The organism is Paenibacillus peoriae KCTC 3763 (assembly GCF_000236805.1).
In the GTDB taxonomy this organism is placed as follows: Bacteria; Bacillota; Bacilli; order Paenibacillales; family Paenibacillaceae; genus Paenibacillus; species Paenibacillus peoriae.
In genome coordinates this window covers 186864-197378 of sequence record NZ_AGFX01000009.1, presented here as the reverse complement: position 1 = coordinate 197378, position 10515 = coordinate 186864, and the positions used below count along the sequence as shown (strand labels likewise).

General features: G+C 40.4%; 9 protein-coding genes and 3 pseudogenes. 2 read left to right on the top strand and 10 right to left on the bottom strand.

Translation table 11 applies throughout. From position 1 onward, the window contains the following. Nucleotides 1-218: 218 nt before the first annotated feature. A pseudogene (xerS, locus tag KQI_RS26610) lies at nt 219-1001 on the bottom strand (tyrosine recombinase XerS); the annotation flags it as partial. On the opposite strand from xerS, the gene KQI_RS28410 reads away from it, so the two are divergent. Further along, nucleotides 994-1263: a hypothetical protein gene (locus KQI_RS28410; RefSeq protein WP_138984778.1), complete on the top strand. Its 270-nt coding sequence runs from the start codon at nt 994-996 to the stop codon at nt 1261-1263. The pseudogene xerS and the gene KQI_RS28410 sit on opposite strands and share 8 nt — an antisense overlap. 65 nt (nt 1264-1328) lie before the next feature. Here KQI_RS28410 and KQI_RS0101965 read toward each other — a convergent pair. The 6 genes and pseudogenes from KQI_RS0101965 to KQI_RS0101940 form a co-directional block, all read right to left on the bottom strand. Then, nucleotides 1329-1739: pseudogene (locus tag KQI_RS0101965) on the bottom strand (alpha/beta hydrolase family protein); the annotation flags it as partial. Between the two features lie 43 nt (nt 1740-1782). Beyond that, a pseudogene (locus tag KQI_RS29745) lies at nt 1783-1974 on the bottom strand (IMP dehydrogenase); the annotation flags it as partial. Between the two features lie 179 nt (nt 1975-2153). After that, nucleotides 2154-3017 (bottom strand): SDR family oxidoreductase, encoded by an 864-nt coding sequence (locus tag KQI_RS0101955; RefSeq protein WP_010345007.1) that lies wholly within the window; start codon nt 3015-3017, stop codon nt 2154-2156. 151 nt (nt 3018-3168) lie between these two features. Continuing rightward, nucleotides 3169-3342, bottom strand: a complete 174-nt coding sequence (locus KQI_RS28690; RefSeq protein WP_169314537.1) for a hypothetical protein — start codon at nt 3340-3342, stop codon at nt 3169-3171. Next, nucleotides 3335-4003: a DsbA family oxidoreductase gene (locus KQI_RS0101945; RefSeq protein WP_010345006.1), complete on the bottom strand. Its 669-nt coding sequence runs from the start codon at nt 4001-4003 to the stop codon at nt 3335-3337. Before KQI_RS0101945 ends, KQI_RS28690 begins: the two co-directional genes overlap by 8 nt. A 41-nt stretch (nt 4004-4044) precedes the next feature. After that, nucleotides 4045-4734, bottom strand: coding sequence for an SDR family NAD(P)-dependent oxidoreductase (locus tag KQI_RS0101940; protein WP_010345005.1), 690 nt, complete (start codon nt 4732-4734; stop codon nt 4045-4047). A 159-nt stretch (nt 4735-4893) separates the two neighbouring features. Between KQI_RS0101940 and KQI_RS0101935 the strand changes: the two genes are divergently transcribed. After that, a complete protein-coding gene (locus KQI_RS0101935) occupies nt 4894-5505 on the top strand; it encodes a TetR/AcrR family transcriptional regulator (protein ID WP_010345004.1) in 612 nt (203 codons plus the stop codon). A 98-nt stretch (nt 5506-5603) separates the two neighbouring features. Here the strand turns inward: KQI_RS0101935 and KQI_RS0101930 are convergent, their stop codons facing one another. From KQI_RS0101930 to KQI_RS0101920, 3 genes are read right to left on the bottom strand one after another with little or no spacing between them, the layout of a single operon-like run. After that, nucleotides 5604-6149 carry a GNAT family N-acetyltransferase gene (locus KQI_RS0101930; RefSeq protein ID WP_010345003.1) on the bottom strand — a complete coding sequence of 182 codons (546 nt, stop codon included), beginning with the start codon at nt 6147-6149 and terminating at the stop codon, nt 5604-5606. 60 nt (nt 6150-6209) lie between these two features. Further along, entirely contained in the window at nt 6210-7076 is an 867-nt protein-coding gene (locus tag KQI_RS0101925) for an amidohydrolase family protein (protein WP_010345002.1), read from the bottom strand. Between the two features lie 13 nt (nt 7077-7089). Continuing rightward, entirely contained in the window at nt 7090-10200 is a 3111-nt protein-coding gene (locus tag KQI_RS0101920) for a GNAT family N-acetyltransferase (protein WP_010345001.1), read from the bottom strand. Between the last annotated feature and the right edge of the window lie 315 nt (nt 10201-10515).

The following is a 10515-nucleotide window of genomic DNA, read 5'->3' as shown; positions in this document are numbered from 1 at the left end:
TACTCCTTTATTGACAACAAGTTTGCCGTATTAGAGATTATGACAACAAGTTTATCCCTTTTCCTATATGACTTTTGTTGGAACAAGCCAAAAAATATTTTTGAACTCCATATTTCTGGTATCATCCTTCTTGAATGGATAGACTTGTTGTCACGTTTCCAAAAAAATTATTATTATAAGTAGCTATAAATTACTTTTGTTTTCTATCAAGGTTTAGATCACTTATCCATATTGTTAACTGCTTTCCTCATTTCTTCATCAGTTAAATGTGTATAGATCATTGTTGTTTGTATTGAGGAATGTCCTAATTGGTTTTTCAACCTAGGCATATCATTGTTCTCTAAGTGATAACGTGTTGCAAATGAATGTCTCAGAGAATGCACGGTTAAAGCTGGTTTTCCAAAAGCTGAAGCATACTTTTCAATCAGTTTTTCAATGGATCTCTGCGTTAAGCGTCGGCTTTTTCCCTTGCGACCAACAGGAGCTGCAATAAACAAAAAGCTTTCGTTTTTTTCTGGGATATATCTGGATTCTCTAATCTGCAGATAATTTTCTAAATCTAGTAACGCTTGCTTGCTGAAATATACATATTGCTCTTTATTACCTTTTCGTATAACACGAACTAAAGCTTTATTCATATCCAGATCTTCGACGTTAATGCCTGCAACCTCAGATAGTCTAAGGCCTGATCCTAAAATGAGGGAAACAATAGCTGTATCTCGTTCACGGTTAAATTGATGGAAATTGTAAATACGTTTATTCTCTTTATTCATTTCTCCGAAATCATAAGCTATAAACTGCCTAAATGACTCAAAATCGTCCTCCCTAAGAAGTTTTCCATCAATACGATTGGCAATGGTTTCTTGGCTTTCTTTAACCACATTTAAATCCATTTTGGCCATAACATTGCGCTGGATATATGGCTTTAAGTCACTTGTTTCAGCTTTGTTCTGTAAGTAATCAAATAAGGATTTTAGCGAGGAGAATTTACGGTTGATCGAACTCTCCTTTATTCATGGACTTTCATTGATTCCATTGGATTATAGCATGTGGAATTTGGTCAGGACAAACAAAAAGAAGATTCTGTCTGGTCCAACCGTAATCAGCCGGGTGCGTCCTCCAGCAAGCATTACATTGTACTGCTCCCTCTCAATTCGCGATGGCTCTGTATGTTCAACAGCCTCTGTCTGCTGCGCTGCGGCCTTGCACCGATATGCCGTCACTGTGAGCGATGATGCCGGACACATCGCACGCTCAGTCTGAACGATCGGCGCTCCGGTAATCGTGAAGGCATGATTTTGTGCGATAATCGAATTGTTGTTCCAGCCCTAATTCGCTGCCCTGACTTCAAACTCCGGAGTTGGCTCGCCCTTCAGGTGTCGGTCCATCCATCGCAGAAGGTAGTGGATGCTCAAACCATGATGGCGAGGATCGACACTACTGTAAATTGCATGGCCCGCCCCCTCAAACTGAATGAGTGCCGTTGGAACTCGTAAATGCTTCAGCAAGCGGAACATCATTTCTCCGCCTGAAGCCGCCGGAGTCCGGTAATCGCGAGTGCCGACGATGAACAGGGTCGGAGTCTTGATGTTAAGGCCGTGGGTAAGAGGGGAAACCTCCCTGTCTGATGGGTCGAGCCACGGCTGCTTTTCACGGTCCTCCATATCCGGCTGGTCGCCAAGGAACCAATAGGTGCTGTTGTCAACGATGCTGAGGATCGAGACTGCTGCCTTGAATCTGTCCGAGTGTGCAACTAATCATATGAATTCATGGAATATAGTATTAATACGTATATTTGGGTGCTTCTTTCGTAATTTGTACATCATGTGGATGGCTCTCACGCAATCCGACATTGGAAATCCGAATAAACTGTGAATGATTTCGTAGTTCATCCATAGTTTTCGTACCGCAGTACCCCATGCCCGAACGTAAACCTCCCAGAAGCTGATGAACAGTGTCTCTAAGTGGGCCCCTGCAATAATGGTAAGTTTGGGATAAAGCTCACGTAATTTCTTCACAGCTTCGATAATGTTTTTATGCTGAATAGCTCGTTCATAAAGGTCAGGTAACCCTATGGCTACACTGGCTGGAATCCGAGCATCTTTAGCCACATTTGGGAACTGAATTGCTTTTTTAATATCTTTAATAGTCAATTAGATTGAATAGATTTCCTTTAGGCTGTTTTTTAGCGACATTGGTTTTCTACCTAATAGCATTTCAAAATTATCGCTTTGAAGGTTATACCTCCCTTCCCTCATATCGGAAATGAACCCCGCAATAGTAGATATGCCGAACTCAGGATTACCCGCCGCTCTCAGCATCTCTTTAAAGGCATTTAAATCGGGGCTGATATAGCCAACAGTTTTCCCAGACAATTCAGACAGTATTGTTGCAATCTGGTCGAAAGTATTCAGTTCATTTCCAGTAAGTACATAGGTTTTGTTTTCGTGATTGGACTGTAATAGTACATTAGCTGCAGCCTCTCCCATTTCCCTGCGAAGAGCAAATGGGACCTTGCCGTCTCCCACAGGCAAATAAATGCCACTTTCAAATACTTTATCTCCCAGGAACAAAGGAAGGGTATCTGCATACATCGTATTGCGAAGAATCGTATAAGGTAGAGAACTTTGCTTAATGTAATCTTCGGTGTGTTCATGTGCTTCCAGCATTGCTTTTAACGGCGAGCCCTCTGCGTCCTGAACCGCAGTACCTGTATAGACTAACTGTGAGACTTGTGCCTTCTTCGCGGCATGGATTACGTTCTTATGTTGCTCAAGGAGCTGGCCATGATCATTAGATGAGATGAGCAGTACTTTATGAATGCCCTTCATTGCACTTTCGAGTGAAGCCACATCGTCAAAATTACCGATGCGAACATCAATACCTTTGTCTTTGAGTGAGGCTGCTTTACTTTGATCTCTTGCAAAAGCTGCGATTCTCGAAGGCTCTACCTTCGTCAATAAGTGGTCAATTACCGCTTTTCCTAAATGTCCTGTTGCTCCGGTTACTAATATCACGTGTCATTACCTCCATTTGTATGTTGTGTTCATTCGTGGTTATGAATTTATTTATGAATCTTCAATTTCATAAAACAAAGTTTGCGCACCTGTTTGATAGGGATTGCAATTAAACAAACCTTTGTTTCGACTCTTTTCGTCGAGGGTAACGTTAATCCATTTGCTTCATTTCAGAGCTTTTCACTGATATTGACTCTGGATTCACGTTGGAATTCCCCTTCGCCGGCAACATACATATTCCGCTCTCGGCATCACAATAGCCGCTGGAGCTGTTCTCAACTAGTCTGAGTATGGCTGGCTTCTTTCCTGTTTTGTGATCAGTCATTCAGCTTCCCCCAGACTTCCTCGATGTTTTCTCTATATTGATTGGTGCTTACGGCCCCTGGAATCCCAACACGATGAGCAATTACTGTAAAGGGCACACCCGTTGCCCCCAGCTTTACTGCCTCATTGTGATCTGCTAACACGGCATCTGCATAGCGATTGGAAGTGAGTACGTCACGGATCTCTTCAGTCGGAATACCAAGACCTTCACCGATCCGTATAAGCGTGCTGTGTTCGAACGCATCAAAGTTACCACTGAATACTTCTGTTTGCATAGCTCGTAGATATTTCCATGCTACACCGTACACTGAACCAAGATGTACCAAGCGAAGCATGTCAAATGTGCTGCTCTGCGGACGATCAACCTCGTATTTCAGTCCTTCATGTGCTGCCTGCTGTGCCATCCCCTCCTCCATCGAGCGGGCCTCAGTGACTGATACTCCATATTTTCGGGAAAGATAGTCCAACGTGGGTGCAACTTTACTTGTTGCGGTTGGGTCCAGTTGAAAGGTGTGAAGTCTCAGATTGATATCGTCTGCAAATGGTAGCTGCTCTATGACTAGCTCCAAGCGTTTTTCGCCGACATAGCACCAGGGACACAGCACATCCGCCCACACGTCAATCGTCAACTGCGTCGTTTCTTTCTGTGAACTTGAGTTCATTGTTGTCTCATCCCTTTGCTGATATTGGTATATTATTAGTATTAAAATACGACCGTGTCAGGCGTCACCCCTTTGGGGTATTCTTCTTCCCATACCTTCTTGTCTACATAAGCTTGAAACCACATATCGGCAATCACGTCTGGATCATCAAATGTACCCGTGCCTGGCTCTTTAATGAATAGACCCAAGGAGCGATGACCTACGAAAATGCCTTTGGAGGACAGCTCAGTATGAAGATTGGCAATATAGTTACGCAATCCCGAAAATGCGATACCTATGTTCCCCATCATAGGGACGGGATACATGGCAGACAGTCCTGTGGTGAACAGCAGAGAGCCCTCCTTCTTGCTCAGCATATCCGGAAGAACGGAATTGACAACATGAATGGCGCTCACCACATACGCTTCAAATAGGTCCCTTGCATTATCCACCGTCAATTCCATCACAGAGGTCGGAGGATAATTGCCTGAGGTAGGACTGAATTCCAAGACATCAATGTGGCCATACTTTTCTTTGATGCTATCTATAGCTTGTTTGATGTGCTCTGGGCTATAGAGATCAGCCGTAAAATAGGAAGCTTCAATTCCAGCGGTGTGTAGTTCGCTAACCATTTCTTGTAGCTTTACAGCATTTCGCGCGATCAACGCGACTTGAAAACCTTCTTTCCCAAAGCGCTTTGCCAAGGATAATCCAAATCCCTTACCTGCTCCAATAATTGCCAAAGTCTTCATAGTGTGTCTCTCCCTTATGATTGAATGTCTTTCTTCCATTTGACTAAGCTCATTGTAGAACGTAAAATTAAACCGCTCAATGGTTGATATATGCCGTTGTGATAATTAGACATCACTATCATTAAATATGACTATTATCTTTAGGGAGATGGGATTCAATTGACCACAGACAAGGTGGATTTACGCATTATCAAGACAAGAAAAGCGATTAAAGAATCCTTTGTGAAGTTAATTCAGAGCAAAGGCTATGAGCGAATAACCGTACAAGATATTGCTGACGAAGCGATGATCAATCGAAATACATTTTACTTGCACTATGTAGATAAACCTGATTTGATGGACAAATTGTGTCAGCAAAGCTTGGAAAAACTAAATGTCTGCCTGAATGTGAGCATGAGTATCCATGAACCCAACAAGGAAATGTTTATTGCCATTCTAAAAAACATGTTTGAAATTATTGAACGCGACATCGTTTTCTTCAAAGCAATGCTCAGTCAAAATGGCCAAACAAGCTTTTCCAATCAATTAAAAGAAGCTTTAAAAATGTTCATGCTCTCCGGCCTTGGAGAATATCGTCACGACACGCAGATTACGATCGGTATTGAATATATGCTCTCAGGGTTAGTTGGTGTAATATGTCTCTGGGTAGTGGGTTCAGAAAATTATTTGGTTGATGAGATCATAGAGCAGTTGAGCGAAATTCATTATAGTAACGTATTAGAGTTGTTAAAGCTTGTCGCTAATAGTTCAATTAGCCAAACGGCTGATTGAAGATAGTAGTTATATTTCTAGGATAAAACATACATCTATCCAAAATAAAAATGCCGCCGTTTGGCGACATTTTTATTGTCCAAAGCTTTAAGACATCATTAGAATTTTGAATAGAAAAACACTGCATTTTCATCCTTATAACTTGAGTTTGAATAAAGCATGGTATCTACGGCACCTATTTCAAAACCATTTTTCAAATAAAAACGGCATGCGAGTAAGTTAACATCCTGAGTCTCTAATGTGAAACCTTTCATTTCTTTTATTAGTGCCCATTCCTTCGCTTTATTCAGTAAGGCAGTTCCTATTCCTTTACCTCTACTAGGTTCGAATACAATCAGTCTGTCAATAGAAGCGAAGTTATATTCGTACACTAAGCTTAATCTGATGTGTCCTAAGCATGTTCCTTCGAAATAGTACAAGAAGGCAACACAATCATCACTATTTATATAGTCATCAAGGTCTTCGTGTTCCGGATATGTTGATTCATAAGATTCCTCAAAAAGTTCTTCTTGATAGCTCCACTTCTGATTTTCTAATTTAGGTATAAGCCTTCCTATGACTGTGAAAGGATAATCTTTGCACTCATAATCAGCTTTATTATCAGATGTCATTTCTATAATTTCCGTACGTTTAGTCTTATCCAAAAGTTCATCTCCTTAGGTTAAACATTAATAGAATTCGTGAAGATATCTTTATGTTAATTACTAGCCCTTTTCAATCCATTCCTTCAGCCTCGGAAAAACCTGTATTGTATTGTTAAAGAAAACATCTTCCCAGTGAATTTGCGGAATTAAGCTTTTAACAAATCTAATATAAGGATCCAGTGGGACAAGTGGCCAATCCGTACCAAATACAAGTCGATCATACTTTTCTGCAAAAACAATTGCACGCTTAAAATGATCAGTATATGTTTGCTCTGTCAACAATCGGTCAACCTTGTTCGCATCCCCTACTATCCATCCTGATAGATCGGTGAACAGGTTAGGGTTCTTTTCAAGCATAGCTGCAGTATCCATAACCCAAGGATCACCGAAATGACACAACATAAAAGTAAGGTTACGATATTTCAAAAATGTCTCTTCCATGTACAGAGGATGTGAATATTTAAGTAGTCCACTCTCTGCATAAGTCAGTCCCCCATGAATAATAATCGGCAGATTATAGGTAGTTGCCAATTTATACACCGGTTCATAAATTTCATCACCAATATTGTAGTGATAATAACCAGCATACAATTTGATGCCAACTACACGCTCTGAACTTAACGACTGTTCCAGAGCTTCAATCTGACCAGCAAGGTGTAAGGTTAATGGATTAATTCCTATACAAGTAAAAAGGTTGTCCAGAAGAGGGCTACTTAAATCGAGTAACATAGGATTAAGCGCTGCCGGGTCAGGGAAGGCTCCACCGATCGTTTCCGTTACCCCCATACCAACGCCGGCAATAACACCAGCATCTTTAAATTCGTTAAGTAGCCCCTCAGCAGTATAATCAACAAAGGATTGGGCCGTGGCCGTTTCTTTAAATGCCGTAATGTTGGAGAAGTGAACATGAGCATCTATTATTCTCATGGTTGCAACCTCCTTAACTGTATTGGTCAAAACGTATATGAAGTAAATCCTGATAAGCTTCCTCCGGGGCAAGAAGATCTGAAATAACGTAAAACTGAGGTTTTCCGTACCCTTTTTCCCCGTCTTTTACAAATATCTTTTCACTCACTGTGGATAATACAACCTGATTATTTACATACGATTCACAAGAGTCTACTTTCGGATGAGCGATCATAATCAACCGGTGATTTCTTTCCTGAGATCCATACTGGATGATACCGCTCGCACTAATAATCTCGGATCCAACTTTACCAGCTTTGTAAATCATATTATCTCCAAATCTATTAGTTACATATACTCTTGTGTCTGATAGTTCATTACTCGCTTTGTAGAACGTCGTATTACCTATCTTAAGCGGGTATAATGAGTCACCTGTATTTTGTGTTACTTGGATAGCTGTTGCAAGCACTGGCACACCTGGCAACATTACAAAGTATTGATCTAAAGTCAAACCTTTGAATAATTCATTCTTTAAAATCATTGTACTCATTCGGATGCCAGTCCAATGATTCCCCATATTATCAATAATTTCCGCGAATGATGCCTCGCGCTTTTCCTCAATTAAGCTAGATTCAGACATTCCATCGACTTCAGCTGAGATACCCCCGATCCATGGATTCCACCAAGATTTTGGTCCAGGCTGAGGAAATGATGAACTTAACCACTCAACTCCTAGATGTTTTAAAGAGAACAAGGATGGTGCGAAATCACTACTTGCCTGTATTTGTAGAACTCCATTATCTACTGTAAGGATTTCTCTGTTCTCCATTTGATCCGTCCAAGTAGATACTGTTTGCTCTGATAATGGGAACACCAAGCGGAATCGCTCTTCCTCATATGGCTCCATATCTAATCGAATAGACAAGATGTCTGCCTTAGATGTGGATTTCAAGGGAAGCGAAAACTCCATTTTGGTACGGTTTTGTTCACTACATACAGGGAATCTATTGGACTCTATACTGCCCATTGCAGAAGAAATACTGATCTCTCCGTCCAAAAATGTGCTTTTGTGCTCTATTATTTCGAGTTCCAGTGCTTTCTTAACGAAAGGATTTCCCTGATTAATGTTTGTCTCTAGTTGCCTGATGGTATCTAACACCTGAGATGATTCTGTACCAAGTGCATATGAGCGGAAATCACGCCAATGTTTCCAAGTTCCAAGAGCCACTCGGATCGGTTCAGTCTGCACGCTACCTCTTTCGGGTACACCATTCAACGAATGTTGTATACCATAATTTGAATCTTCAAGAATCAATTCTTGTTCATGAGGCCATGTTATTCCTCGTGTTGATTTACCATCATCCGCAAAGATCCAATTTTCCGTGATTTTTCTTACGTCCCAATAATCGAAATCCGAGGCATCAGGCCCTTTTCTTAAATCCAGAAATTTGCTTTTATATGGAACAATAGTATCTTCAAGTCCAAATTCAAATATTTCTTTCAAAAACAGAGATTCTGCAAAAGTACTAGAACCTTGGTTTTGTATAACATGGTGCCGACTAATTATTCCGTTACTGTATAACATGATAACCGTAGTAATTGAAAGACTAATTGAAGCTAGGTCATATTCTGCTTCCATGATCATAGCCTCTTCATGACGAAATGACACTCGTATAGCACGATTTTTCTGATACTCATTTGTATAAGGAAGACCACATTTAGGGAAGTGAAAACGAACTTCATTGGAAGTTCCTTCGTAAACGGAAGCAACATTACTTGTTTTGTTCAAACGAAGAGAATACTGTCCGTTCGAAATTAGCCATTCCTGATCTGTCTCACCTCCAAACACCGCATGTATTCCTGGAAATACAAGGCTGGTATTCTGAAATAATATCACGCTGTTGTCAGTCTTATCGGCGTTATAAATGCCTATACGATGATGCCAAATGCCATAGGATAACAGTCGTGCCTTAACAGTAACCGTCCGCCTGTCTTTAGCTGGAACTAACATCTGAATAGCAGGTTCACAGAAGGAGAGGATAGAGTCACTAGGTAGCTCAAAATCAAAAAGCTTATCTGTGTCATACTTATTTTCTAATGTTAGCTCCAATTCAATAACCTCTTTGATAAACACAGTCCGATTAGGTATTTGTATTTTTAACTTCACAGGAAATGTTGGTTTTATACCCGTCTTAAACGTGGCTAAAAGCCCGTTGATAAATAATCGTGCCTCAACTACCGGGTGGGTCTGAAAAGCATTTTGTTCCTCTTCAATGGGATGAACGAAGAAAGTGCCCTCAATCCGTTCCTGTAGCTCTACGTTCCTTTTTTCATGAAGATTAAAATGAATAGAGGAATTAGTAACACTCTGTATTTCCAAATGGAGAGGTTTTCCACTTTTGTTGATGGCTTCATACACAATTGAATAATTAGCACCATAAGGTAACTGGTGATGATCTGGAATAGTTGCCTTAATGAGATAATCATCCGTTTCAATTAATCTCAGACCACGTCCTGTCCGCTCATATTCCATTTTCAGATATAAAGAATCCCTACTCCACATGTATGTAAAATAGTCAAAACCAGAATCCTCGCGCCCATCAGGACATACTAAGATTTCCCGTATACTATCGGTATACCAATTCATTTTCTCGAAATAATGTTCAACCGCTTCCGTCTGCAACACCGATGGAATCAGATTCATCAGATGCGTTGTGTCATCTCTCATCTCCCAGAAAAATCCACTTTTCTTGTATGCAGGCACAGCCTTTATATTGCCAGGCCAGGTATAGAGATCGAGCCTTGGGAATCCAAGCTTTAAAGTTTCCTCAACTGCACGAAGAACAAGTCTCTTGCCAATTTTGAAGCCATGGTAATCAGGCCTAACATTGAGAAGAGGAATATATAGAGCGTTAGCATCTTCCTTATAATGTGAAAAGCTGCAGTATCCTACGACCTCATCGTTTGCAATCGCCAAAAACACCTTCAGATACCCACTATTCCGATGTTCATTAAGAACTGATTCTTCCGTTCTAATTGAATTGTCTCCCCCCCAGCTTTCATGACTGTCGTTCCACATTTTTGCGATGGATGCAGCGTATTGGGGATTATATTCGACAATTGTTATCTCCTTGTTGAACTTCATATTGTTACAAACCTCCATCATTTGCCTAAAATCTTTATATGGTGAATCGGCCACACTCAGGCTTTAATCTTAAATATTATACTAAGGCTACAATAAAGTATTACGTAACCAGATAGTCAAGTTGAGATAATTATTTATGGATCACGAAAAAAAAGAAAAAGTCGCTAGTTAGCGACTATTAATCAACGTAAAATCAAAATACTCTTTATTTTCCTAGCCAGAAGAATTGTTATCTGTAAAAGTATTGAGCTGTTTTGTTAATTAACTTAAATCATCGGCAGAATAGGATTTTTTGCAATAATGCTAAATAGATCT

Excerpts from the sequence above, each read along its gene's own strand:
- KQI_RS28690 (WP_169314537.1), bottom strand. The coding sequence starts at position 3,342 with ATGACTGATCACAAAACAGGAAAGAAGCCAGCCATACTCAGACTAGTT.
- KQI_RS0101945 (WP_010345006.1), bottom strand. The coding sequence starts at position 4,003 with ATGAACTCAAGTTCACAGAAAGAAACGACGCAGTTGACGATTGACGTG.
- KQI_RS0101940 (WP_010345005.1), bottom strand. The coding sequence starts at position 4,734 with ATGAAGACTTTGGCAATTATTGGAGCAGGTAAGGGATTTGGATTATCC.
- KQI_RS0101925 (WP_010345002.1), bottom strand. The coding sequence starts at position 7,076 with ATGAGAATAATAGATGCTCATGTTCACTTCTCCAACATTACGGCATTT.
- KQI_RS0101920 (WP_010345001.1), bottom strand. The coding sequence starts at position 10,200 with ATGAAGTTCAACAAGGAGATAACAATTGTCGAATATAATCCCCAATAC.